This is a genomic window from Streptomyces sp. NPDC051636, from assembly GCF_044453765.1.
Taxonomy (GTDB): domain Bacteria; phylum Actinomycetota; class Actinomycetes; order Streptomycetales; family Streptomycetaceae; genus Streptomyces.
Map to the genome: position 1 here is coordinate 145,051 of NZ_JBITDA010000006.1, position 24,504 is coordinate 169,554.

A 24,504-nucleotide genomic window follows, 5' to 3' on the forward strand; every position below is an offset into this window, starting at 1 on the left:
TGCGAACAGCGAGCCTCACCCCTGCGGGGAAGCCACCCGCGACGCGACCCGGCGGGCCCCGCGCGTCGCCCTGCGTGACCGACCGGGCGTGCCAACTCCGGGAAAACCCAAGCGTGTCGAGGATTCCCCCGGACGGCCGAACACGCTCGGTCAGCATCGCGTCCGGCCGTCCCCGACCGGGATCACCGCCTGGCGTGTCAACTTCCAGCCATCGCCGTGTCGTTCGACGTAACCAAGTGCTCGGAGTTCGTACAGTCTGGCGATCGCCTCGTCCTGGGTGGTCTGCGCGCCGCACGCGATCTCCCCGGGCGGCGCCGGCCGGTGCGCGGGGAGGGCTGCCAGGACCCGTCGCGCGTCGGCTTCCAGCAGGTCGCGCGGGAGCACCGGGCCACGCCTGGCCGGGGCCAGCTCGCCGATGTCGCCGACCAGCTCGACGACGTCGGCGGCGTCGGTGACGAGGACCCCCTCCTCGCGCAGCAGTTCGTGCACGCCCGCCGAGAGGGCGCTGGTGACGGGCCCGGGCACGCCCATGGTGAACCGCCCCAGCCGCTGCGCCGCCCGCGCCGTGACCAGGGAGCCGCTGCGGTAGGCCGCCTCGACGACCACGGTGCCCCTGGTCAGCGCGGCGATGACCCGGTTGCGGAGGATGAACCTGCTCGGCGTCGGATGGTCACCGGGCGGCAGCTCCCCGATCACGAGGCCCTGGTCCGCGATCCTGGTGATCAGCTGGGTGTGTCCGCGCGGGTAGGGCCGGTCGACGCCGCAGGCCAGGACGGCGACGGTGGCCCCGCCCGCGCCGAGCGCGCCCCGGTGGGCGGCGCCGTCGATGCCGTAGGCGCCGCCCGAGACCACCACCCAGCCGCGCTCGGCGAGCCCGGCGGAGAGCGCGGCCGCCGTATGGGCGCCGTACTCGGTGCAGGCCCGGGCGCCCACGACGGCGACCGATCTGAGCGCCCACATCCGCAGGCTGGGCCGGCCGCGCACCCACAGTCCCAGGGGCCGGGCGTCCCCGAGGTCGTCGAGCTGGGCCGGCCACTCGGTGTCCCCGGGGCACACGAACCGCACCCCGGCCGCCCGCGCGACGTCCAGGTCCCGCTCCGGCTCGGCCCGCCCGGCCCGCGCCCGCAGCCCGGCCCAGCGCGTCCCGCTCACCCCCGGCAGCGGCTCACCTCCCTCCCGCAGCCGCCGGGCCACCTCCGGCACCCCGTGCTCCCGCATCCAGCGGCCGCCGGTCTCGTCGCCGGGTTCGAGGACCCGGGTGAGGAAGGCCCGGCACAGGCGCTCGCCGTACGGGTCCTCGGCTGCGGTCACGTCAGCGCCCCGATGGCCATCGACACGCCCCGTGGGACGCCGGTGCGCAGCTGCAGGGCGAGGGCGACGTCGGTGGCACCGGGCCGGTCGTGACCGACGAGATCCGCCACCGTCCAGGCGACGCGCAGCACGCGGTCGATGCCCCGGGCGGTCAGCACGCCCCGCTCCAGGTTCCGCTCCGCCTCGTCCATCGCACCGCTCGCCGCGTGCCAGCGGCTGCGCAGTTCCCTCCCCGGGACCTCGCTGTTGGTCCGCCACGGGGTTCCGGCCAGGCGTGCTGCGGCCCGCTCCCTGGCCGCCCGGACCCGGTCGGCGACCGTCGCGGTGCACTCGCCCCGTGCGCCGGGCTCGGTGAGCTCGGCGCGGGTGACGGGGTCGACCCCGACGCGCAGGTCGACCCGGTCGAGGAGCGGGCCGGAGAGCCGGGACTGGTAGCGGCGGATCGCCGAGGGCGGGCACTCGCACAGCGTGTCGCGCTGCGAGAAGCGTCCGCAGGGGCACGGGTTGGCCGCGAGCACCATCAGGAACCTGGCCGGGAACCGCACCACGCCCGCGCTGCGCGCGATCACGACGTGCCCCGACTCCAGTGGCTGCCGCAGGGCGTCGAGGGTCTGGCCATGGAACTCCGGCGCCTCGTCCAGGAAGAGCACTCCCCGGTGGGCGAGGGAGACGGCTCCGGGCCGCGCGACGCCGGGGCCGCCGCCGACGAGGGACTGCATGGTGGCCGAGTGGTGCGGGGCGCAGTACGGGGCGACGTCGATGAGGGGCCTGCCGGGCGGCAGGAGCCCGGCCACCGAGTGGACGGCCGTCACCTCCAGGGAGTCCTGGCGGCAGAGCCGGGGCAGGACGGCGGGCAGCCGCTCGGCGAGCATGGTCTTGCCCGCGCCTGGCGGTCCTTCGAGGAAAAGGTGGTGCCCGCCCGCGGCGGCCACCTCCACCGCCGTGCGTGCCGAGACCTGGCCGACGACGTCGGCGAGGTCGTGAGCCTGCTCGTGCTGCGCGGCGCCCATGCTGTGCACGCCCGTGGCCGCTCCCGTTCCGGGCACGCGCAGACCGGCCAGGAGGGGGTCCGGGCGCCCCAGGTCGTCGGGTTCCTCGTCGGGTACGGGCTCGTCCGTCAGGACGGCGATCAGCTGCCGCAGGCTGCGGATCCCGAGCACGGAGACACCGGGCACCAGGGACGCCTCGGCGGCGGCGCACTCCGGTACGACCACCTGCTCGTAGCCGGCGTCGGCCGCGGCCAGCACGGCCGGCAGGATGCCCCGGACGGGACGGACCCGGCCGTCCAGTCCCAGTTCCCCGATCATGACGATGTCGGCGAGGACCCTCGGGTCGATCCGCTCGGCGGCGCCGAGCACCGCGCAGGCGACCGCCAGGTCGAAGCCGCTGCCGGCCTTCGGCACCGAGGCCGGGCTGAGGCCCACGGTGAGTTTCTTCTGCGGCCACTCGCCGCCCGAGTTCACGACCGCCGCCCGCACCCGGTCCCGGCTCTCCGTCAGGCTCTTGTCGGGCAGGCCCACCAGGGTGAACGCGGCGACGCCCGGCTCCAGGTCGGCCTGGACCTCGACCACCACGCCCTCGACGCCCACCAGCGCCACGGAGCACGTACGCGCGAAGCCCATGTCAGGCCACCCCTCGCGCGTGCTCGACCACGGGGGCGCCGCGGACGGGGAGCAGGACGCCGATCAGGTCGATGCGGACGCCGCCCGGCGGGGCGCCTCCGTGTTCCTGGGCCCAGCGCTGCGCCAGGCCGCGCAGACGCTCCGCCTTGGTCGGTGTGACCCCGGCCATGGGATGCTCGAAGCAGCCCGCCCGGCGGGTCTTGACCTCGCAGACCACCAGGACGTCGCCGTCCCGGGCCACGATGTCGATCTCACCCGTCCTGCCGCAGCGCCAGTTGCGCTCCAGGACCGTCATCCCGGCGTCGCCCAGCCGCCGCGCGGCCAGGTCCTCGCCGTACTTGCCCATCGCACTGCGTTGTGCGTTGCGTGTGTTCATGTCGGCACCACCTCCGGCGCCAACCGTCACGCATCCGGCCCCAAGAAGTTGATCTTGGTGGACTACTCACCGGTTGTGGACAACTCCGTCACCCGCCCGGGAGCTCCAGGTCGCTCTTGTTCAGCTCCTCGATGTTCACGTCCTTGAACGTGAGCACGCGTACCTGCTTCACGAAGCGGGCGGGCCGGTACATGTCCCAGACCCAGGCGTCCGCCATGGACACCTCGAAGAACACCTCACCCTGGACCGAGTGCACCTGCATCTCGTAGTCGTTGGTGAGGTAGAAGCGCCGTTCGGTCTCGATCACGTATTTGAACAGACCGACGACATCGCGGTACTCCCGGTAGAGCTTCAGCTCCATCTCGGTCTCGTACTTCTCGAGGTCCTCGGCGCTCATGGCATGTTCCCCTTCAGCCGTGCGATCCCACCATTGTGCGCCAGTCCCGCGGGCCCCTAGACGATTTCCGTGTCAAGGGTCACGGGCGTGGCCGGGGGACCTTCGTCGAGCAGCCTGCCAAGGAGCTCGGCGAGTCTGGTCGGATACACCGTCTCATGTGCCCGGGTCAGTTCCCGACACGTCCACCAGCGCGCTCCGGCGACGCTGCGCCGCTCCAGCTCGGTGAGGGCCGCCGCCCGGGTCGCGGTCCGGGTCGTGCGGGCCAGGTAGTACCACTCGTCCTGGTCCCAGCGGCGGCCGGCGAACGGGAACGAACACCTGCGCCGCCACAGCACCGGGCCGATTTCGACCTCGGTGATGCCGGTCTCCTCGGCGAGTTCCCGCAATGCGGCCTCTTCGCGCGTCTCGTCCCCCTCCAGCCCGCCGCCGGGGGTGAACCACCAGTCGTCGGCCGGGTCGTCCGGTTCGTGGCCGTGCAGGAGCAGGATGCGGTCGTCGGGATCGAGGAGGACCACCCGGGCGACCTTGCGCAGCCCGCCCGCGAATGCGTCCGCGCCCGCCTGCGTGGCGTCAGCGGGCACCGACGGGCTCCGTACGGGCGCGGGAGCGGTTGCCGCCCAGTCGCCTGGCGATCGGGCCGTAGGCGCCGCCGCCCAGGATGAGGACGGCACCGCCCCCGATCAGCAGGACGATCGTGCGCAGCGGCCCGGGCCGGGAAAGGCCACCCAGGGTCTCGAAGCCGGTCGGGCGCTTCAGCATGCCGTTCATGGGCCAGACGACGGCGTCGACGCGGGCGCTCACGGCGGTGCGGGCGACCGTGCCGCTGGCGGCGTCGGTGAGGTGGGCGGTGGAGTCCAGGGAGCCCTGGCGCTCGTCACCGAGGACGAACAGCCGGCCCTTGGGCACGGTCACCGTCGGGATCTTCTTGGTCTCGGCCAGGCTGCCCTTGGGCAGGTACGGCTCGTCGATCTGCTTGCCGTTGACGGTCAGCCTGCCGTTGGTGCAGCAGGAGACAGTGTCACCGCCGACCGCGACCACGCGCTTGACGACGTTCGCGTTCGTCACCCAGCTCTTGTCCCGGAAGACGACGACGTCACCGCGGCGTACCTCGCCGCCGTCGACGCGCTGGGCCAGCACCCGGTCGCCCGCGTCGATCGTCGGCGACATCGAGCTGGTGGGCACGGTGTACGGCCGGTAGACCACCGCTCCCCACGCGAATCCTCCGAGGAACAGCAGCAGGCCCAGCGCCACGGCCAGCCCGGACAGCCGCTGTCCGAGCCGGCTTCCCACCTGCGCCGCGTCTGTGCCCCCGCCGCTGCGCGGGGCCGTACGTGTCGTGCTCTCGCCGCCCATGGGTCCGCACCCTACCGGGCGGTACCGACAGGAGGCAGCCCCTCTTTCTCCCGGCCTTGGTCAGCCGCTGCGCCTGCGCCGCCACACGGCCATCGGCAGCACGGCCGTCAGGGCGATGCCCTGCGGGGCCACCGAGAGGGACGCGGCGGAGGAGGACTTCTCGTCGAGGCCCGGCTGGTCGAAGGTGTCGGGGACCGGCAGGGTGCCCCAGCGGTTGATCGGCCAGGCCTTCACGACGGCGCGCCCGACGACGTCGTCGACCGGGACCATGCCGTGGTACTTGTCGTCCTGGTTGTAGCGGGAGTCACGCGAGTTCTGGCGGTGGTCGCCCATGACCCAGACGTATCCCTCGGGCACCTTGACCTTGAACTGGCCGCCCTGGTCGTCGTCCGTGCAGGGCGTGTTCCCGGGGTAGACGTACGGCTCGTTCAGCGCCTTGCCGTTGACCGTCAGCGGACCGGTCCCCTTGCACCGGATCGTGTCACCGCCGACCCCGATCACGCGCTTGATGAGGTCCTTCTCCTCCGCCGACGGCATCAGGCCGATCCAGCTGAGGACCTTCTGCACCGCGTTCGGTTCGGGCGTCGGCTCGCCGGCCAGCCACTTGCTGGGGTCGTGGAAGACGATGACCTCGCCGCGCTCGGGCTCGGAGCCGAACCACGGGGTGAGCTTGTCGACGAGGACCCGGTCCCCCTCCTGCAGGGTGTTCTGCATCGAGTCGGACGGGATCGAGAACGCCTGCACCAGGAACGTCTTGATCAGCAGGGCCAGTACGAGCGCGATGCCGACCAGGATCGGCAGCTCCTTCCAGAAGGAGCGGGGTTTCTTCGGAGCCGGCCTCGACTCGCCCGGGCCCTGGTCCTCGCCCGGGGGCTGCCGCTCGCCCGGTCCCGTACCGTAACCCTCGACCGCCGCGGAGTCATTCCCGGAGGTCACGGCGTCGTCCGCGCCAGGGGTCGCGTCCACGGGGCGTCCGCGGTGCTCCTCGCCGTCGTGTCCGGACCGTGCGCCAACCGCCACATCCCCCACGCCAACTCCTTACTCTGTGCCGCCGCCTGCGCCCTACGCGGTGCAGGCCCACCACTCCCATAACGAGCGGAAGTTCCGCAGGGCTCGGGAGTTGGATCGTTCCGTTCGGATCCTCGGAAACAACCCTATGCGACAGCTGGGGAGACGAGGTCGTCGTGGACGCCGCGTCGGTCACCGAAGAAAAGGTTTGCGGTTCTTTGAGGGTGGTCCAGTGGCCCAGCGGCCAGCCGATGACCATGGCGCGTCCGACCACCGAGTCCACGGAGACCGTGCCGCCGTAACCGGTGTTCTGGTGGGCGCGGGAGTCCGCGGAGTTGGCCCGGTGGTCACCCATCACCCACAGCCGCCCCTCGGGGACGGTGACGTCGAACGGCGTGAGCGACGGGGCGTTGCCCGGGTACAGGTAGTCCCCTTCGGTCAGGGGAACGCCGTTGACGGTCACCCGTCCCTGCGCGTCGCAGCACTTGACGTGGTCTCCGCCGACCCCGATGACCCGCTTGATGAGGTCCTTCTCGTTGTCGGAGGGCAGCAGGCCGATGAACTGGAGGCCTTCCTTGACCTGCTTGACCCCCACCGGGTCGTTCTTCTTGGCGGTCTGCTCGTCGGCCAGCCAGCCGCCCGGATCGTGGAACACGACGACGTCCCCGCGCTGCGGCTCGGAGCCGAACCACGGGGTGAACTTGTCGACCAGGACGCGGTCGCCGATCCGGATCGTCTCCTCCATGGAGCCCGACGGAATCACGAACGCCTGGACGAGGAAGGTCTTCAGCACGAGCGCTATCAGGACGGCCACGCCGACCAGGAGGGGGACCTCCCGCACCGCGCTGCGCCTGCGCTTGCGCTTGACCTTGCGCTGGAGCTTGCGCCGCTCCGCGCGGGTGCGTCCGCCCGACGGGCCGGAGGTGCGGCGGGAGCCGGTGGGCAGCAGGTTGTCGGCGGCGGTGCTGGGCACACCGCGCGGCTTGCCACGGTTACCCATGGGCGCCCTCCGCGGCGGCGGGCACGCGCGCGTAGGAGGCGGGGCGGCGCAGGTGCGTGAGGTGGGCGTACGGCCACACGATCCAGTCGGCCCGCCCGATCACGTCGCCGACGGGAATCATGCCGCCGCCCGGCGAGCCCAGGTGGTCGCGGGAGTCGCTGGAGTCGCTGCGGTGGTCGCCGAGGACGAAGAGCCTGCCGGCGGGCACGACGACATCGAAGGGCACGGCGGACGGACTGTCCCCGGGGTAGAGGAACGCCGTCTCGTCGACCGACCGGCCGTTCACTTCGATCCTCCCCTCCTTGTCGCAGCAGACCACGTGGTCTCCGGCCACGCCCACAACGCGCTTGACGTAGTCGGCGTCCCCGAAATACCCGGCGCCGTCGAACACAACCACGTCGCCACGCCGTGGCTGGTCACCGAAACGGTACGCCAACTTGTTTACGAGAACGCGGTCCCCGATCCTCAATCCCTGTTCCATGGATCCGCTCGGAATCTGGAACGGTTGCACCACGAACGTGTTGAGGAGAAGCAGAAACACCAGGCAGACGAACAGGGTCAGGGTGATCCGCCCGCCCGGCAGCCAGTCGGTGATCCGCGACACCAACGCGAAACGCGACCGTCCCTCCGTACCCGGGGTGTCGGGGTGGGAGGAGCGGTCGCGGTCCGTCGTCGGCTGTGCTTCGGTGTCCATCGGGGCCCGATGCTATCCGGCCCCGATGTGACTGCCGAGAAGCGCTCAGCTCTCGCGCTTCTCCTTGATCTTCGCGGCCTTGCCGCGCAGCTCACGCAGGTAGTACAGCTTGGCGCGGCGCACGTCACCGCGGGTGACGAGCTCGATCTTCTCCACGATCGGGGTGTGCACCGGGAAGGTGCGCTCGACGCCGACGGAGAAGGAGACCTTGCGGACCGTGAAGGTCTCGCGGACACCGGAACCCTGGCGGCGGATCACAACGCCCTTGAACTGCTGCACACGGGAGCGGTTGCCCTCGATGACGCGCACGTGGACGTTGACGGTGTCACCCGGACGGAAGGCCGGGATGTCGCTGCGCAGCGACGCGGAGTCGACGGTGTCGAGCAGGTGAGACATTTCGTCTGCTTTCTTCGCTGATGCCACAGGTCATCAACGGAACTAGGTTTCCAGGAGGACTGCCGTGCGGGTCGGGGCGGGCGTCGTTTCCCCCTGTGGCAGGGGCGCACGCCGGACGGACGCACAACAGCGGTCTATTCTTCCACGCCCTGTGTCCTGCGCCAAAATCGGCCGTACGGTTCGCCCTGCGGATCCGGCGCCCAGCCCAGGATGGACAGCATCTCGCGGTCCTTCTTGTCGAACGCCTTGGGGTCGCAGCGCTCGATGAGGTCGGGCCGGTTGGCCGTCGTACGCCGCAGGGCCTCGTCCCGGCGCCAGCGGGCGATCTTGCCGTGATGGCCGCTGAGCAGCACCTCCGGGATGTCCCGGCCGCGCCATAGGGGCGGCTTGGTGTAGACGGGGCCCTCCAGGAGGCTCGCCATCGCGCCGGGCGCGAAGGAGTCGTCCCGGTGGGACTCGGCGTTCCCGAGGACACCGGGCAGCAGCCGCGCCACGGCCTCCGTGATGACGAGGACGGCCGCCTCGCCGCCGGCCAGGACGTAGTCGCCGATGGAGACCTCGTAGACGGGTATCCGGGTGGCGTACTCGTCGATGACCCGGCGGTCGATGCCCTCGTACCGGGCCGGCGTGAAGATCAGCCAGGGGCGCTCGGACAGTTCGACGGCCAGCTCCTGGGTGAAGGGGCGGCCGCTGGGGGTGGGCACGATCAGCACGGGCGCGTGAGAACCCGTCTCGTAGCCGTCGGCGAGGACGGAGTCGAGGGCGTCGCCCCAGGGCTCCGTCTTCATGACCATGCCGGGGCCACCGCCGTACGGCGTGTCGTCGACCGTGTTGTGGCGGTCGTACGTCCACCCGCGCAGGTCGTGCACGTGCACGTTCAGCTGTCCACGCGCGCGTGCCTTGCCGACGAGGGAGACGTTCAGCGGTTCCAGGTACTCGGGGAAGATCGTGACGACGTCGAGGCGCATCAGGCCTCATCCCCGGAGTCCCTTGGGGACGCGATCTCGGCGCGGTCGTCGATCAGGCCGGGGGGCGGGGCGATGACCGCCTTCTGCTCCTCCAGGTCGATCTCGGTGACGATCTCCTCGACGAACGGGATCATGACCTCGGTCCCGTCCGGGCGTTCCACGATGAACAGGTCCTGCGTGGGCAGGTGCGAGATCTCGGTGATCCGGCCGACCTCCGTACCGTCCTCGGTCACCACGTCGAGGTCGATGAGCTGGTGGTCGTAGTACTCGTCCTCCTCCTCGGGGAGCTCGTCGGGGTCGACCTCGGCGATCAGGAGGGTGTTGCGCAGCGCCTCGGCGGCGTTGCGGTCGGCGACGCCCTCGAAACGCAGGAGGAGCCGGCCGCTGTGCACCCGGCCGGTGGCGATGGTGAGCGGACCTGCGGAGGCGGGGTCCGTGGTCAGTACGGCACCGGGCGCGAGCCTCAGTTCCGGCTCGTCGGTACGGACCTCGACGGTGACCTCGCCCTTGATGCCGTGGGCGCGGCCGATCCGTGCGACTACCAGCTGCACTGTGCTTGATCTCCTGTCATACGACTGCGGGCCGGGGACGGCCCAGTGGCCCTCCCCGGCCCGAGCCGGTGCTGCGAAACGTCAGCGGACGTGGTCCACGTCGACGAGGTCGACGCGGACGCCGCGGCCGCCGATGGCGCCCACGACGGTGCGCAGGGCGCGCGCGGTGCGGCCGTTGCGGCCGATCACCTTGCCGAGGTCGTCCGGGTGGACCCGGACCTCGAGCACGCGCCCGCGGCGCAGGTTGCGCGAGGCGACCTGCACATCGTCAGGGTTGTCGACGATGCCCTTCACGAGGTGCTCAAGCGCCTCTTCGAGCATGCTGCTCAGGCCTCGGTCGACTCGGACTCAGCCGCGGCCTCGTCCTTCTTCTCAGCCTTCTTCTTCTGGGTGATCGCCTCACCCTTGCCCTCGTCGTCACCGCCGAGAGCCTCGAACGACGGGCGCGTGGCCTTCGGCTCGGCGACGAGCAGCGGCGCCGGGGCGGGCTCGCCCTTGAACTTCTGCCAGTCGCCGGTCTTCTTCAGGATGGCGAGCACGGGCTCGGTCGGCTGGGCGCCGACACCGAGCCAGTACGCCACACGCTCGGCGTCCACCTCGATGACCGACGGGTTGTAGGTCGGGTGGTACTTGCCGATCTCTTCGATGGCCCGGCCGTCACGGCGGGTACGGGAGTCGGCGACGACGATGCGGTAGTGAGGCGAACGGATCTTGCCCAGACGCTTCAGCTTGATCTTGACTGCCACGGGAGTGGGTTCTCCTGGATTTGACGTGGTTGGGCACGGCGAGATGGCCGCGTGGGGTTGCGGTACCCGAGTGCCCGATGGACGCGTCAGCCGGAGGAGAGAGGGGTCCTGTGCGGCTGTCGAGTACAGCTAGCCATTGTGCCATACCCGGCGGGTCGCTTCTGGCCGAGGGTGGGGAGTGCGGGCCCGGGCATGCCTGAGGGGCACCCGGCGCGGAGGTGAGAACGTCGGGTGCTCGCCCGGCGGGGGCCGGGTCACGGCTGCCACGAGCAGCCGTGACCTCAGCTCGCCGCCGCCCCCACGATCTCCGGGATCCGGAACGGCTTCCCGCAGCCGCCGCACACGATCGGCGCCTGGGCCAGGACCGACGGCACCACCCGGACGTTGCGGCCGCAGTCGCAGACCGCCTTGACGCGGACGCCGCCGCCGGAGGAGCCGTGGCGGGCGGCGGGGCCGCGGAAGGTCCGGGACGTGTCGGAGGACGTGGCCGCCGTGTGGGCCTTCAGGGCCCGCTGGAGGCGCTCGATGGTCGGCCGGTAGCGCCGCTTCGCCTCGGGGTTGAGCGTGACCAGCGAGAAGCCGCTGCTGGGGTGCGGCTCGTCGGGGTGGTCCAGGCCCAGCTCCTCGGCGATCGCGAGGAATCGGCGGTTGTGGTAGCGCCCCGCGCGGGAGGTGTCGCGGACTCCGCGCGCGGCGGCGATGCCATGGACTGCTTCGTGGAGCAGTCGCTCGAAGGAGAGCTCGTGACCGCAGGCGGACGACGACTCTCCGATCAGGGACTCTGGCGCGGCAAGGTCAGGCAGCTCGGGGTGGTACCGCTGAATGTCGGCCCACGCCTGCGCCAGCTCTGCGGCGAGAACAGGTGGTGTCTGTGTCGTGCTCACGTAATGACAACGAGCCTGGGTGCCGCTGTGTTCCGATTCCGGGCCATCCCAAATAATTTGCACGTACCCGTCAGTTGCCGCTGATGCGTCCTGACGAGGGCGGGTGCGCTGATCTGCGGAGAAGCCTCACACCTCGTACCAAGCCGGTACGTAGTTCAACGTACGGCCCGGCGCGTAGAGCTGGTCCACGCGCCGGGGCGGCTGCGGTCGGCAGATGTACAAGAGGCGTTTCGGTCGCTCTCCCGCCGCAGGGGCGCTACTTAGTAAGCGCGCGCGACGACCGCGACGTTACCCGGCGCGTCCTCGTCGTCCGGCACCGACCCGTCCTCGGCGACCAGACACCGTACGGTCACCGCGTGGTCGGCCAGCTTGGCCTCGCCCTCATCGCCGAGGACCGCCCACGGGACGCGGGCCCAGTGGCCCGCGCCCACCGCCTCGACGGCATGCTCGATCGACGACACGTCACAGGTGCGGGACTCGCGGCGCTCGCGGGACTGCCGCAGCAGCAGCGCCTGGTCCTCCTCCAGCAGCGCGGGAAGCACGTCCGCGAGCGTGTCGATCGCCATCGGCTCCTTGCCCCCAGGGATGCGCCGGGCCAGCATCGCGGTGCCGTTCTCCAGGTCACGGGGGCCGACCTCGACGCGCACGGGCACGCCCTTGAGCTCCCAGTCGACGGCGCGGCGGCCGAAGAGGGTGTCGGTGCGGTCGTCGACCTGGACGCGCAGGCCGGCCGCCTTCAGCCGGCCGCCGATCTCGCGGACCTTGGCCAGAACCGCCTCGTCCCCCTTGATCGCGAGGACGACGACCTGGACCTGCGCCAGGCGCGGCGGGACCCTGAGGCCGTTGTCGTCGCCATGGGTCATCACCAGAGCGCCGATCATGCGGGTGGTCGAGCCCCAGGAGGTCTGCCAGACGTACTCCTGGGAGCCGTCCTTGGACAGGTACCGCGTGTTGAACGCCTTGGCGAAGTTCTGGCCCAGCTCATGGCTGGTGACCATCTGCAGGCCTTGCCGTCGCCCATCATGCTCTCGAGAGTGAGGGTGTTGATGGCGCCCGCGAACCGCTCCTTGACGGTCTTGCGGCCGGAGACGAAGTCCATCGCGAGGATGTTCGTCAGGAAGTCCCCGTAGACGTTCCGCTGGATGTGCGCGGCGAAGTCGCGCGCCTCCTCGTACGTGGCGTGCGCGGTGTGGCCCTCCTGCCACAGGAACTCCGACGTCCGCAGGAACAGCCGGGGCCTGAGCTCCCAACGCACCACGTTCGCCCACTGGTTGATCAGCAGGGGCAGGTCGCGGTAGCTCTGCACCCACTTGGAGAAGTACTCGTTGATGATGGTCTCGGAGGTCGGCCGGACCACCGCCGGCTCCTCCAGCTCCTTGCCGCCGCCGTGCGTGACCACCGCGAGCTCGGGCGCGAACCCCTCGACGTGGTCGGCCTCGCGCGTGAGGTACGACTGCGGGATCAGCAGCGGGAAGTACGCGTTCTGGGTGCCCGTCTCCTTGATGCGGGCGTCCATCTCCGCCTGCATCCGCTCCCACAGCCCGTACCCGTACGGTCGGATGACCATGGTGCCGCGCACCGGCCCGTTGTCGGCCAGTTCGGCCTTGTTGATCAGATCCTGGTACCAGCGCGGGAAGTCGTCCGCCCGAGGCGTGAGAACGGGTGCCCTGGCCATGGCGAGATGGTACGGGCTCACATTGCGGGCATGTGAATTCTCGCCACAGGCGCAGGGAAGGCACAAGGAGGGCCCCTCGACCACTGGACGCCGCCGCGAGCCCGGAGTTACCTGACATACGTGGAAAGTGCGAGCGCACTCACGGGGGCCACGCAACGGGGCACAGCGGCAACTCTCTGCGGATTGGGGCGCTTACCTATGACACCTACGCTCGTGCGGCAACACCTGTCTCCCGTGGGGTCGCCTCCCCGCGTGAACCTGTGCGCACGCGCGCGTGACTGGTCCGAGATTCAGGAGCGGATGCTGGTCCCGCTCTACGAGGCCGTCTACGAGCGACTTGAAGTGGGCCCCGGCACACGGCTGCTGGGCCTCGGCTGCGGCTCCGGACTCGCCCTGCTGATGGCGGTCTCCAGAGGGGCCGCGGTCGCCGGTGTCGACTCCTCACCCGAACGACTCGCCCTCGCGCGGCAACGGCTGCAGCCGGACGGCTGGACCACGCGCGCGCGTGCCCGCACCCGGATCGTCGCCGGCTCACTCCGCGACGCGGCCGACGCGGACACCCCGGCCTACACCCTGGTCACCGCCTTAGACCCCGTCGGGTCCCTGGCGGGCGACTGCGAGGACCTCGGCGAACTCCTCGCCGCCGCGGCCCCGCTCGCCGAGCGCGGGACGCCCGTGGTGCTGGCCGGCTGGGGTCCGCCGGAGCGCTGCGCCACGACGACGGTGCTGCGGGCTGCCACCCGGCCGGCCAGGTGGCGCCCCGCCCTGCGCGACGACCTCGAGGAGTTCGCCCAGCGGGCCGGACTGAAACCGGACGGCTCCGGCCGGGTCGCCTGCCCCTTCGGCTACGCCGATCTGGACAGCGCCACGCGCGGGCTCATGTCGACCGGCCTGTTCGACGGGGCGATCGCCGCGACGGACCAGGAGCGGGTCGACAAGGAACTGACGGAGGCACTGCACCCGTACCGGCGGCAGGACGGCACGGTGTGGATGCCGAACGTGTTCCGCTACCTGATCGCGCGCATTCCTTAGACAGAGCCGGGGGACGGGGCCCGGGCGGGCCCCCGTCCTCGGCCGGGATCAGCGGATTGGCCGGAAACCCCCCGCAGCGAACTTCGTGGACGTCAGCCCACGTCAGCCCATGAACTTCTTGAAGTCGTCCGGCAGTTCGAAGTCCTGACCGCCCTGCTGCGGCAGGCCGAAGGCGTTGCCGCCCTGGGCGGCCGCCTCGCGGCGCTGGGCCGCCTCCAGCTCCTGCTGCTTGCGCTTCATCGGGTTGCCGGAGCGCTGCTTGCCCTTGGCCTTCTTCGGCTGCTTCTTGTTGCGGCCGGGGCCGCCGCCCATGCCCGGGATCCCCGGCATGCCGGGCATGCCGCCGCCCTGGGCCATGCGGGACATCATCTTGCGGGCCTCGAAGAACCGCTCGACCAGGCCCTTCACCGCGCTGACCTCGACACCGGAACCCTTGGCGATGCGGGCGCGGCGGGAGCCGTTGATGATCGTCGGGTCCTGGCGCTCGCCCGGGGTCATCGACTTGATGATCGCGCCGATCCGGTCGACTTCCCGCTCGTCGAGGTTGTTGATCTGGTCCTTGATCTGGCCCATGCCGGGAAGCATGCCGAGCAGCTTCGAGATGGAGCCCATCTTCCTGACCTGCTCCATCTGGGCCAGGAAGTCGTCCAGGGTGAAGTCCTGGCCCTTCTTGGACGCCAGCTTGGAGGCCATCTTCTCGGCCTCTTCCTGGCTGAACGTCTTCTCCGCCTGCTCGATCAGGGTGAGCAGGTCACCCATGTCGAGGATGCGGGAGGCCATCCGGTCCGGGTGGAAGGCGTCGAAGTCCTCGAGCTTCTCGCCGTTCGACGCGAACATGATCGGCTTGCCGGTGACCGAGGCGATCGACAGGGCCGCACCACCGCGGGCGTCACCGTCGAGCTTGGACAGCACGACACCGTCGAAGCCGACGCCGTCGCGGAACGCCTCCGCGGTGTTGACGGCGTCCTGACCGATCATGGCGTCGACGACGAAGAGGATCTCGTCGGGCGAGACCACGTCCCTGATGTCCGCCGCCTGCTGCATCATCTCCTGGTCGATGCCCAGGCGGCCGGCGGTGTCCACGATCACGATGTCGTGGACCTTCTGCTTGGCGTGCTCGATGGAGTCCTTGGCGACCTTGACCGGGTCTCCGACGCCGTTGCCCGGCTCCGGGGCGTACACGGCGACCCCGGCGCGCTCGGCGACCACGCTCAGCTGGTTCACGGCGTTCGGCCGCTGGAGGTCGGCGGCGACCAGCAGCGGGGAGTGCCCCTGCTCCTTGAGCCACCGGCCGAGCTTGCCGGCGAGGGTGGTCTTACCGGCACCCTGGAGACCGGCGAGCATGATCACGGTGGGGGGCTGCTTGGCGAAGCGCAGGCGCCGCGTCTCGCCGCCGAGGATGGTGACGAGCTCGTCGTTGACGATCTTCAGCACCTGCTGGGCGGGGTTGAGCGCCCGGGAGACCTCGGCGCCGAGCGCGCGCTCCTTGACGTTCTTGATGAACGTCCGCACGACGGGGAGGGCCACATCCGCTTCGAGGAGCGCGATGCGGATCTCGCGCGCCGTCGCGTCGATGTCCGCCTCGCTCAGCCTGCCTTTGCCGCGGAGGTTTTTGAAAGTCGCGCTGAGGCGGTCGGAGAGAGTATCGAACACGGCGGCGTCGGTCCTTGGAGTCGGCGACAGTTTGGGCTGCCCTCCAGGGTATCCGGCCGCGCAAGCAAATCGTCCCCGCCCGCTGTGTTCGGCGGGCGGGGACGGAAACTCCGTGTCGGCCGGGGAGCACCACATCCCCGGCAGCTTGCTCAGGTCACGCCCTCAGCGTCTCCTCCAACGCCCGCGCGACCGAAGCCGCCTCCTCCCCCGGCAAGGGGGCAGCCGTACCAGTCGTGACGTAGAAGGCGTCGACCGCGTTCGAGCCCAAAGTGCTGACGTGCATGCTGCGCACCAGCACTCCCGCCTTCTCCAGCGCCGCCCCGATCCGGAACAGCAGCCCGGGCGCGTCCTGGGCGCGGACCTCGATCACCGTGGCGTGGTGGGAGGCGGCCGGGGCGACCGTGACCCGTGGGGGCGGGGCCACCCAGCCGCGGCGGCGCGGGTAGGCCGCGTCCCGCTCCGCCAGACGGGCCGCGATGTCCAGTGTGCCGTCCAGGGCGCGTACGAGGTCGGCGCGCAGGCGGGCGGCCTGCGGCAGGGAGCCGTACTCCGCGGCGACCCGCCAGTCCAGGAGCAGGACCGAGCCCTCGCCGAAGCCGTCGGGCAGGTCCAGGGCGCGCAGCTCCGCCGTGCGGACGGTCAGGCGGTGCATGGCGAGGACGCCGGCGACGGCGGGCAGGACGCCCGGCTGGTCGGGGACGGCGATGACCAGCTCCACGCCGAGGGGCTCGGGTTCGCCCGAGGGTTCCTCGGCGGGCGGCTCGGTCTGGGCGCGCAGCGCCAGGACCGGCCCGCCGGTGCGGAAGGCCTCGACGGCGAGCCGCTCCTGCTCGGCGGTGGGCGCGGCGGCCTCGGGCTCCTCGGGAGCGTCACCGGCGAGGACGGCGGAGACCCGCTTGACCAGGTCGGCCACCAGAGAGCCGCGCCAGGACGACCAGGCGGCGGGCCCGGTGGCCAGCGCGTCCGCCTCCGTCAGCGCGTGCAGCAGCTCCAGCGTGCTCTGGGTACCGACCGCCTCGGCGACCGAGCGGACGGTGGCCGGGTCCTCCAGGTCGCGCCGGGTGGCGGTCTCGATGAGAAGGAGGTGGTGGCGTACGAGCGTGGACAGGACGGCGACGTCCGCGCGGTCGAAGCCGATGCGTGCCGCGACGTCCTTGGCGATGATCTCGCCGGCCATGGAGTGGTCGCCGGGCCAGCCCTTGCCGATGTCGTGCAGCAGCGCGGCGACGAGGAGCAGGTCGGGGCGGCTGACGCGGCGGGTCAGCTCGGAGGCGCGGACGGCTGTTTCGATCAGGTGCCGGTCGACGGTCCAGATGTGGACGGCGTTGCGCTGCGGGCGGCAGCGGACCCGCTCCCAGTCGGGCAGGAGCCCGGTGATCAGACCCTCCGCCTCCAGTGCCTCCCAGACCTCCACCGTGGGGCGGCCGGAGCCGAGGAGGGTCACGAGCTGCTCGCGAGCCTCGGCGGGCCAGGGCGTGGGCAGGGGGCGCACGTGGGCCGCCATACGCCGTACGGCGTGCAGGGAGAGCGGGAGGCCGGCCTGCGCGGCGGCGGCCGCGGCGCGCAGCGGGAGCACAGGGTCGCGTTCAGGGCGCGCGGCGCGGGCGAGCACCACCTCGCCGTCCTGCTCCACGACCCCCTCGGCCAGCGGAGACCGCTCGCTGACGGGCTTGCCGCCGCCGAGCATGGCGCGCAGCCTCGGCCGCACGGCACGCGACCGCAGTACGCGCCCCACTTCACGCCAGGTGACATCGCTGGCGTACGAGATCACGCGCGCCGCCTCGTACACCTGCCGCAGCAGCGTGTCGGCGTCGAGCAGGCCGAGCTCGGCGGCGACCTGGTCCTGTTCCTGCAGAGCCAGCCGGTCGGTGGCCCGGCCCGTCGTCAGGTGCAGGGCGTCGCGGACGTCGAGCAGACGCCGACGGGCGTCCGCGAGGCCCTCGCGCGGGGCGTCGGCCAGCCAGGAGGCGGCGACCGCGCGCAGGGCGGTGGCGTCGCGCAGGCCGCCCCTCGCCTCCTTGAGGTCGGGTTCCAGCAGGTACTGCAGCTCGCCCTGGCGCTCGGCGCGCTCGGCGCACAGCTCCTGGAGTTCGGGGAGACGTTTCGGCGCCTGGTTGCGCCAGTCGGCGAGCACCGCCGTACGCAGCCCGGCCGTCAGGCCGAGGTCGCCGGCGAGATGGCGGGCGTCGAGGAGGCCGAGCTGGACCTTGAGGTCCTCGCCGGCGGTCTTGCGGGCCTCGGCCGGGGTGCGCACGGAATGGTCGAGGGCGAGACCGAGGTCCCAGACCGGATACCAGATGCGGTCGGCGAGGGCGGCGACCGCCTTGGCGTCACCGCCGTCGTGCAGCAGGAGCAGGTCGAGGTCGCTGCGGGGGGACAGTTCACCGCGCCCGTAGCCGCCGACGGCGACCAGGGAGACACCCCGGAGCCCGTCGGCCGCCGCGGTGAACAGCCCCGACAGCCAGTCGTCCGTCAGTTCGGCGAGGGCGGCACGGCGCGGCGGCCCGGACTGCGCCCCCTCACCGAGGAGGCGCAGCCGGGCCGCCGCGTAGCCGCTGGGTCCCGAGTCATCCGCTTCTTTCCGAACATCCGTACCCGTCACCCAGCAGCTCCTGCCTGTATTCAGATGGTTCTGTTCTACAGCGCGTCCGGGCCGCGCTCACCGGTGCGGACCCGTACGGCCGTCTCGACCGGCAGGGACCAGACCTTGCCGTCACCGATCTTGCCGGTGCGGGCGGCCTTGACGATGACCTCGATCAGCTGTTCGGCGTCGTCGTCCTCGGCCAGCACCTCGATGCGGATCTTGGGGACCAGGTCGACGGTGTACTCGGCACCGCGGTAGACCTCGGTGTGTCCCCGCTGACGACCGTAGCCGCTCGCCTCGGTGACCGTCAGTCCGTGGACGCCGAAGGCCTGGAGGGCCTCCTTGATCTCGTCGAGCCGGTGGGGCTTGACGACGGCGGTGATGAGCTTCATGCGTCCACCTTCTTGGTCTGCGTCCCGGCCAGTGCCGGAGCGGCGACGGTCCCGACGACGCCACCGCCGGCGCCGCTGAAGTCGTATGCGGTTTCGGCGTGCTCGGCCTGGTCGATGCCGGAGACCTCCTCGTCCTCGCTGACCCGCATCCCGATGGTCTTGTCGAGGAGGAAGGCGAGGATCGCGGAGACGATCAGGGAGTAGGCGAGCACCGCGAAGACACCGGCGCACTGCTTCCACAGCTGGTCGAACTTGTGGTCGCCGTAGAAGACACCGGTCGCGGCGGACTGGCCCTTACCGGTGGCGAAGAAGCCGACCAACAGGGAGCCGATGATGCCGCCGACCATGTGGACACCGACGACGTCGAGCGAGTCGTCGTAGCCGAACCTGAACTTCAGGCCGACGGCCGCGGCGCAGGCGACACCGGCGATCGCGCCGACGGCGATCGCGCCGAGCGGGGAGACCGCGCCACCGGACGGGGTGATGGCGACCAGACCGGCGACCGCGCCGGAGGCGGCGCCCAGCGTGGTGAACGCACCGTGGCGGATCTTCTCGTAGGCGAGCCAGGCCAGCATGGCGGCGGCGGTCGCGACCTGCGTGTTGACGAACATCAGCGCGCCGACGCCGTCGTCGTTGCCGAGCCACGAGCCGGCGTTGAAGCCGAACCAGCCGAACCACAGCAGACCGGCACCGAGCATGACCAGCGGGAGGCTGTGCGGGCGCATCGGGTCCCGCTTGAAGCCGACGCGCTTGCCGATGACCAGGATCACGCCGAGGGCACCGGCACCGGCGTTGATGTGGACCGCCGTACCACCGGCGAAGTCGATCACACCGAGCTTGTAGGCCCAGCCGTCGGCACCCCAGACCCAGTGGGCGACCGGCACGTAGACGACCGTGAGCCACAGCGCGACGAAGAGCGACCACGCCGAGAACTTGACGCGGTCCGCGAGCGCACCGCTTATCAGGGCCGGCGTGATGACCGCGAACATCAGCTGGAAGACCATGAAGACGAAGATCGGGATGGTGTAGCCGTCCCAGAGCTCCGTCAGCCCGATGTTGCTGAGGCCCAGCCAGTCCTTGTTCCAGCCGAGGAGGCTGGAGCCCGTGCCGAAGGCGAGGGAGAAACCGTAGAGAACCCACAGGATGGTGACGATCCCGATGCTGATGAAACTCATCATCAGCATGTTCAGGGTGCTCTTGACGCGGACCATGCCTCCGTAGAAGAAGGCGAGGCCCGGTGTCATGAGCAACACCAGGGCGGAACAGATGAGCATGAAGCCTGTGTTCGCGGAGGACAGCTTGGGTGCCTCCGCGGCAAGCGTGATGGCTGGTGCCATCGGCGTCTCCTCGTCGATTGGTACGGCCCCGTGCGGGCGAAGCCTGAGCGAGCGGTCCGGTCAGTGAGGGGCAGGCCGGTTATGCGCCATGAGATTGGCGCAGCGCGGTTTCGGTGGAAGCCCCTCGTTGTTTCGCCGGGGTGACGAAGACGCCCTGTGTGTTACGCCTGGGTGAAGTGCGAGATGTCCGGCTGCGGGATCGTTATCGTGGCGCAACCTTCCCGGGAGGTAATAAACCGGCCGCGGGCGGCCTTCCGATGACCTGGCATGGGGGAGCCGAGTCGGGCAGTTCGGGAGGGCCGGCCGCGGCCGGGGCTTGCGGGTTCAGACCGCTTCGGCGGTCTCCGGGAGCTCGATGACGAGCTGGTCGGCGAGGTCGACGACCTCGGTGAGGTCGCCGAAGTCGCGGACGGCGGTGTCGACGGTCTTTCGGATACGAGTGTTCACCCGCTCGGAGCGGACCCTCTTGGCGACCCGCATGGCCTGCGAAGCCATGACCGCGCCCTGTTCGGGCTCGCGCTGCAGCAGGTGCACGGTGGCCATGCCGATGAGGTTCAGTGCGTACGACCGCTGGTGCTCGGTGTCCTCGGCGAAGAGCTCCACGGCCCGCCGCATCAGGGGTTCGGCCAGGGAGGCGTAGGTGGGGCTGCGGCCCGCGATGTAGGCGAGGTCCCGGTAGGAGTGGGAGTTCTCCGCGTACAGCTCGGCCTCGGAGAAGAAACGGATCCAGTCGGGGTCCGGGTCGTCCCACTCGTCGGCCTCGGCGAAGGTGTCCTCGGCCATCCGCACCGCCCGCTTGCACTTGCCGGGCTGGCCCATGTTGGCGTAGGCACGGGCCTCCATCGCATACAGCATGGACTGGGTGCGCGGGCTCGCGCAGTCCCGGCTGCCGTACTGCGCGAGGTGGACCAGTTCCAGGGCGTCGTCGGGCCGGCCGAGGTGGATCATCTGGCGGCTCATGCTGGAGAGGATGTACGAGCCGAGCGGCTTGTCGCCGGCCTCCTTGGCGGCGTGCAGGGCGAGGACGAAGTACTTCTGCGCGGTGGCCTGGAGCCCGACGTCGTAGCTCATCCAGCCGGCCAGTTCGGCGAGCTCGGCGGCGACCTGGAAGAGCTTGCGGGTGGCCGCCTCGGGCTGTGGCTCCTGAAGGAGGTCGGTGACCTCGTGCAGCTGGCCGACGACCGCCTTGCGGCGCAGGCCTCCGCCGCACTGGGCGTCCCACTGGCGGAACATCACCGTGGTGGTCTCCAGCAGGTCCAGCTCGGGCTTGGACAGGCGGCCGGGGCGGCGGGACTCGGCGACGGGCTCGGGCCGACGCGGGTCCGGGACGGACGGCGACGGGACGAGCCAGCGCTGCATCGGCTCGATGAGGGACGGGCCGGCGGACAGGGCCAGCGAGGTCCCGAGGAAGCCGCGCCGCGCCAGCATCAGGTCGCTGCGCGAGAACTCGCTGAGCAGGGCCACCGTCTGCGGACCCGTCCAGGGCAGGTCCACACCGGATGCGGAGGGTGACTGGCGGGCGGCGCGCAGACCGAGGTCCTCCACGGAGACGACGCAGCCGAACCGCTCGGAGAACAGCTCGGAGAGGATCCTGGGGATCGGCTCGCGCGGGTTCTCCCCGTCCAGCCAGCGGCGCACCCGGGAGGTGTCCGTGGAGATGTGGTTGGCACCCAATTGGCGTGCCCAGCGGTTGACTTGGCGGGCGAGCTCACCCTTGGACCAGCCGCTGCGCACGAACCACGAGCCGAGTAGCTCGTTGGGGCGCTTGTCAGCGTTCGTACCGCTACCGCCGCTGCCGCCCACTGGAACGCCCCCATCCCTGAGACCACTTGTCGCCGAGTGCGCCAAGCCCTATCAGAATGCCGGTGAACAAGGCTCCCGTCCGCCGGTTCTCACCCTTCGAACGTGAAGCCGACTTGCCTCCGGCATACCCACGAGTGCATGTGTCCCCAGGACTCGTGCACACACCGTAACCCTACGATCACGGCCGCAGCCATGGCGATCCCGGAAACGCCACCATTCGCCACCCCTTCGAATGAACTCACGGTCGGCCGGGCGCGATTCACTTGACATGGGACGGCCGGAAGTGGGTGAAGCGGTGCACTCGGGGGCGCGCACCGGCCGGGCGTACAACCCTGGGCGCTTCAGGGCGCCGTCCACACCCCGCGGAAAGAGGGGAAGACGAAGACCCTTGGGTCACGTTGCGCATCCGTCTCGTTCCGCCGCGTAACCACCGGCGCGCTGGACCCGTTGGAGGGGGCATGGATTTCACGATCGGCGGCATTCGCGAGATCCGCTCCGGCGCGCGTCGGCGCGGCCGCTCGTCGGAGTGCACCACCGTCGCCGAGTTCACCGGGCTGTGGGGCTGGGACGTGGTGCCGGGCGCGCGGGCCTCGGCGGGCGCCTGCTCCTGTGGCCGCGCCGACTGCCCCGCGCCGGGCGCGCATCCCCTGGAGTTCGCGCCGCAGGTCTCCGCCGGGGCCACGCTGGACGAGGTGACCAAGGCCTGGGCCGAGTTCCCGGGTGCGGCCGTGATGCTGCCGGTCGGGCGGGCGTTCGACGTGATCGAGGTCGCCGAGCCGGCCGGCCGCCGCGCCCTGGTCCGCCTGGAGCGCATGGGCCTCCCCCTCGGCCCGGTCACCGCGACCCCCGACGGCCGCGCCCACTTCCTCGTCGCACCGGGCGCCGCCGCCGAGCTCCCCGCCCTGCTCTACCGCATGGGCTGGGACGCCCCCGCCGCCCTCGACCTGCGCGGTCTCGGCCCCGGTGCGTACATCACCGCGCCGCCCTCCGACCGAGGCGGCCTGGGGCCGGTCCGCTGGCTGCGCCCGCCCGCCCTGGACTCGGTGACGAAGCCTCCGGCGGCCCGGCTGGTGCTGGGGACGCTGGCGTATGCGGCGCACCGGTCGCGGGCCTAGCGGCACACGGCGAAGCGCCCGGCCCCGGCTGGGGGCGGGCGCTTCTTCGCGTCTCCCGGATGTGGGAGCTGGTCACTCTCCGATAAGGGCGTCTACGAACGCCTCCGGCTCGAACGGCGCCAGGTCGTCCGCGCCCTCGCCGAGGCCGACCAGCTTGACCGGTACGCCCAGCTCGCGCTGGACCGCGACCACGATGCCGCCCTTCGCCGTGCCGTCCAGCTTGGTCAGCACGATGCCGGTGATGTCGACGACCTCGGCGAAGACGCGGGCCTGGACGAGCCCGTTCTGGCCGGTGGTGGCGTCGAGGACGAGCAGCACCTCGTCGAGCGGGGCGTGCTTCTCCACGACCCGCTTGACCTTGCCGAGCTCGTCCATGAGGCCGGTCTTGGTGTGCAGGCGTCCGGCGGTGTCGATGAGGACCACGTCGACCCCCATCTCCTTGCCCTCCTTGACCGCGTCGAAGGCGACGGAGGCGGGGTCACCGCCCTCGGGCCCGCGCACGGTGTAGGCGCCCACGCGCTCGCCCCAGGTCTGCAGCTGGTCGGCGGCGGCGGCCCGGAAGGTGTCGGCGGCGCCGAGGACGACGGTGCGCCCGTCGGCCACCAGGACCCGGGCGAGCTTGCCGGTGGTGGTGGTCTTGCCGGTGCCGTTGACGCCGACGACCATCACGATGCCGGGCTTGCGGTCCTCGGGCTCGGTCTTCACCGTGCGGTCGAAGTCGGTGCCGAGCAGATTGAGCAGCTCTTCGCGCAGCAGCCCGCGCAGCTCCTGGGGGGTGCGCGTGCCGAGCACCTTGACGCGCTCGCGCAGCCGCTCGACCAACTCCTGCGTGGGCTGCACACCGACGTCGGCGGTGAGCAGTGTGTCCTCGATCTCCTCCCAGGTCTCGTCGTCGAGGTGCTCGCGGGAGAGCAGGGTCAGCAGGCCCTTGCCGAGGGCGTTCTGCGAGCGCGAGAGGCGGGCGCGCAGGCGCACGAGGCGGCCGGCGGTGGGCTCCGGGATCTCGATCGCGGGAGCCTCTGCGGCAGGGGGCTCCTCCACGGCGACCGGGGCCGAGCCGTCGGGGAGGTCCACCTCCTCGATGGTCCTGCGCGGTTCGTCGCGCGGCGTCTCGGCCTCGTCGCCGACGTGCGGCTCGGCCGGGGGCGCGGTGATGTCGGGCGTGCTGGGGGGCGGCGGGGGCAGCTGCTTCCTGCGCCGACTGCCGACGACGAGCCCACCGAGCGCGCCGAGCAGGACCACGGCGATGACTACAGCAAGGATGATGGTTTCCATAACGGGACCAGTATCCATCCCTGCCCCGGGCTCAGCCGGGCGGAGCGCCCCGGTGCGCCTTGTGCAGGGCGGCACTCGCCCGGAAACGCAGGCGACCGCAGCGGTCCCGCACCTCCTCTGGCGCGTCCCCGGGGCAGCAGCAGTGGCGGGCGGGCCAGAGCAGGTCCTCCCGGTCGGGCCAGAGCGCGATGCGGCCCCGGGCGGTTTCCGCCTCCGGGTCGGTGGGTCCGGGCGCGGTCATGGGCCGAGCCTGCGACCGGCCCGTGTCAGGGCCATAGCAATATGACGATCCGTCAGCTACGGTCCCCGCACCCGGCCCCACCCACCCGGTG

24 protein-coding genes and 1 pseudogene are annotated in these 24,504 nt (G+C 71.3%); 2 read left to right on the forward strand and 23 right to left on the reverse strand.

Annotated features, from left to right (window positions below):
* Positions 1 to 150: 150 nt before the first annotated feature.
* From dprA to proS, 16 genes and pseudogenes are all read right to left on the reverse strand, one after another.
* Entirely contained in the window at positions 151 to 1,311 is a 1,161-nt protein-coding gene (gene dprA / locus ACIBBH_RS14095; RefSeq protein ID WP_399404506.1) for a DNA-processing protein DprA, read from the reverse strand.
* Positions 1,308 to 2,933 carry a YifB family Mg chelatase-like AAA ATPase gene (locus tag ACIBBH_RS14100; protein WP_399404507.1) on the reverse strand — a complete coding sequence of 542 codons (1,626 nt, stop codon included), beginning with the start codon at positions 2,931 to 2,933 and terminating at the stop codon, positions 1,308 to 1,310. The genes dprA and ACIBBH_RS14100 overlap by 4 nt, the downstream gene beginning before the upstream one ends.
* A gap of 1 nt (position 2,934) precedes the next feature.
* Positions 2,935 to 3,339 (reverse strand): YraN family protein, encoded by a 405-nt coding sequence (locus ACIBBH_RS14105; RefSeq protein ID WP_399404508.1) that lies wholly within the window; start codon positions 3,337 to 3,339, stop codon positions 2,935 to 2,937.
* A gap of 58 nt (positions 3,340 to 3,397) precedes the next feature.
* The gene (locus ACIBBH_RS14110; protein WP_003965949.1) at positions 3,398 to 3,706 is read right to left on the reverse strand and encodes a DUF2469 domain-containing protein; all 309 of its coding nucleotides are present in this window, start codon (positions 3,704 to 3,706) and stop codon (positions 3,398 to 3,400) included.
* 56 nt (positions 3,707 to 3,762) lie between these two features.
* Positions 3,763 to 4,287, reverse strand: a complete 525-nt coding sequence (locus tag ACIBBH_RS14115) for an NUDIX hydrolase (protein ID WP_399404509.1) — start codon at positions 4,285 to 4,287, stop codon at positions 3,763 to 3,765.
* Positions 4,277 to 5,059: a signal peptidase I gene (gene lepB, locus ACIBBH_RS14120; RefSeq protein WP_399404510.1), complete on the reverse strand. Its 783-nt coding sequence runs from the start codon at positions 5,057 to 5,059 to the stop codon at positions 4,277 to 4,279. The genes ACIBBH_RS14115 and lepB (ACIBBH_RS14120) overlap by 11 nt, the downstream gene beginning before the upstream one ends.
* 60 nt (positions 5,060 to 5,119) lie before the next feature.
* The gene (gene lepB / locus ACIBBH_RS14125; RefSeq protein ID WP_399404511.1) at positions 5,120 to 6,088 is read right to left on the reverse strand and encodes a signal peptidase I; all 969 of its coding nucleotides are present in this window, start codon (positions 6,086 to 6,088) and stop codon (positions 5,120 to 5,122) included.
* Positions 5,979 to 7,067: a signal peptidase I gene (gene lepB, locus ACIBBH_RS14130; protein ID WP_399404512.1), complete on the reverse strand. Its 1,089-nt coding sequence runs from the start codon at positions 7,065 to 7,067 to the stop codon at positions 5,979 to 5,981. The genes lepB (ACIBBH_RS14125) and lepB (ACIBBH_RS14130) overlap by 110 nt, the downstream gene beginning before the upstream one ends.
* On the reverse strand, positions 7,060 to 7,761 hold the full coding sequence (gene lepB / locus ACIBBH_RS14135) for a signal peptidase I (protein ID WP_399404513.1): 702 nt from the start codon (positions 7,759 to 7,761) through the stop codon (positions 7,060 to 7,062). Before lepB (ACIBBH_RS14135) ends, lepB (ACIBBH_RS14130) begins: the two co-directional genes overlap by 8 nt.
* Positions 7,762 to 7,806: 45 nt before the next feature.
* Complete coding sequence (gene rplS, locus ACIBBH_RS14140; RefSeq protein WP_061925786.1) at positions 7,807 to 8,157, reverse strand: 50S ribosomal protein L19; 351 nt, start codon at positions 8,155 to 8,157, stop codon at positions 7,807 to 7,809.
* A gap of 134 nt (positions 8,158 to 8,291) precedes the next feature.
* Positions 8,292 to 9,125 (reverse strand): tRNA (guanosine(37)-N1)-methyltransferase TrmD, encoded by an 834-nt coding sequence (gene trmD / locus ACIBBH_RS14145; RefSeq protein ID WP_399404514.1) that lies wholly within the window; start codon positions 9,123 to 9,125, stop codon positions 8,292 to 8,294.
* Positions 9,125 to 9,676, reverse strand: a complete 552-nt coding sequence (gene rimM / locus ACIBBH_RS14150; RefSeq protein WP_399404515.1) for a ribosome maturation factor RimM — start codon at positions 9,674 to 9,676, stop codon at positions 9,125 to 9,127. The genes trmD and rimM overlap by 1 nt, the downstream gene beginning before the upstream one ends.
* A gap of 81 nt (positions 9,677 to 9,757) precedes the next feature.
* Entirely contained in the window at positions 9,758 to 9,997 is a 240-nt protein-coding gene (locus ACIBBH_RS14155; protein WP_003973401.1) for an RNA-binding protein, read from the reverse strand.
* A 5-nt stretch (positions 9,998 to 10,002) separates the two neighbouring features.
* The gene (gene rpsP / locus ACIBBH_RS14160) at positions 10,003 to 10,422 is read right to left on the reverse strand and encodes a 30S ribosomal protein S16 (RefSeq protein ID WP_061925778.1); all 420 of its coding nucleotides are present in this window, start codon (positions 10,420 to 10,422) and stop codon (positions 10,003 to 10,005) included.
* Positions 10,423 to 10,703: 281 nt separating this feature from the next.
* Positions 10,704 to 11,306 (reverse strand): hypothetical protein, encoded by a 603-nt coding sequence (locus ACIBBH_RS14165; RefSeq protein WP_399404516.1) that lies wholly within the window; start codon positions 11,304 to 11,306, stop codon positions 10,704 to 10,706.
* 260 nt (positions 11,307 to 11,566) lie between these two features.
* Positions 11,567 to 12,981 (reverse strand): annotated as a pseudogene (gene proS, locus ACIBBH_RS14170) (proline--tRNA ligase).
* 198 nt (positions 12,982 to 13,179) lie between these two features.
* On the opposite strand from proS, the gene ACIBBH_RS14175 reads away from it, so the two are divergent.
* Complete coding sequence (locus ACIBBH_RS14175) at positions 13,180 to 14,013, forward strand: class I SAM-dependent methyltransferase (RefSeq protein WP_399404517.1); 834 nt, start codon at positions 13,180 to 13,182, stop codon at positions 14,011 to 14,013.
* Positions 14,014 to 14,115: 102 nt separating this feature from the next.
* Here ACIBBH_RS14175 and ffh read toward each other — a convergent pair whose 3' ends face one another.
* The 5 genes from ffh to ACIBBH_RS14200 form a co-directional block, all read right to left on the reverse strand.
* A complete protein-coding gene (gene ffh / locus ACIBBH_RS14180) occupies positions 14,116 to 15,666 on the reverse strand; it encodes a signal recognition particle protein (RefSeq protein WP_399404518.1) in 1,551 nt (516 codons plus the stop codon).
* Positions 15,667 to 15,820: 154 nt separating this feature from the next.
* Positions 15,821 to 18,268, reverse strand: coding sequence for a [protein-PII] uridylyltransferase (locus ACIBBH_RS14185; protein WP_399404519.1), 2,448 nt, complete (start codon positions 18,266 to 18,268; stop codon positions 15,821 to 15,823).
* Between the two features lie 35 nt (positions 18,269 to 18,303).
* Positions 18,304 to 18,642, reverse strand: coding sequence for a P-II family nitrogen regulator (locus ACIBBH_RS14190; protein ID WP_030990174.1), 339 nt, complete (start codon positions 18,640 to 18,642; stop codon positions 18,304 to 18,306).
* The gene (locus ACIBBH_RS14195; protein WP_399404520.1) at positions 18,639 to 19,979 is read right to left on the reverse strand and encodes an ammonium transporter; all 1,341 of its coding nucleotides are present in this window, start codon (positions 19,977 to 19,979) and stop codon (positions 18,639 to 18,641) included. Before ACIBBH_RS14195 ends, ACIBBH_RS14190 begins: the two co-directional genes overlap by 4 nt.
* A 324-nt stretch (positions 19,980 to 20,303) precedes the next feature.
* The gene (locus ACIBBH_RS14200; RefSeq protein ID WP_399404521.1) at positions 20,304 to 21,782 is read right to left on the reverse strand and encodes a hypothetical protein; all 1,479 of its coding nucleotides are present in this window, start codon (positions 21,780 to 21,782) and stop codon (positions 20,304 to 20,306) included.
* Between the two features lie 458 nt (positions 21,783 to 22,240).
* On the opposite strand from ACIBBH_RS14200, the gene ACIBBH_RS14205 reads away from it, so the two are divergent.
* Entirely contained in the window at positions 22,241 to 22,897 is a 657-nt protein-coding gene (locus ACIBBH_RS14205) for a bifunctional DNA primase/polymerase (RefSeq protein WP_399404522.1), read from the forward strand.
* A gap of 72 nt (positions 22,898 to 22,969) precedes the next feature.
* On the opposite strand, the gene ftsY is transcribed toward ACIBBH_RS14205, so the two are convergent.
* Positions 22,970 to 24,172, reverse strand: a complete 1,203-nt coding sequence (gene ftsY / locus ACIBBH_RS14210) for a signal recognition particle-docking protein FtsY (RefSeq protein WP_399404523.1) — start codon at positions 24,170 to 24,172, stop codon at positions 22,970 to 22,972.
* Between the two features lie 31 nt (positions 24,173 to 24,203).
* Complete coding sequence (locus ACIBBH_RS14215; protein ID WP_399404524.1) at positions 24,204 to 24,413, reverse strand: hypothetical protein; 210 nt, start codon at positions 24,411 to 24,413, stop codon at positions 24,204 to 24,206.
* Between the last annotated feature and the right edge of the window lie 91 nt (positions 24,414 to 24,504).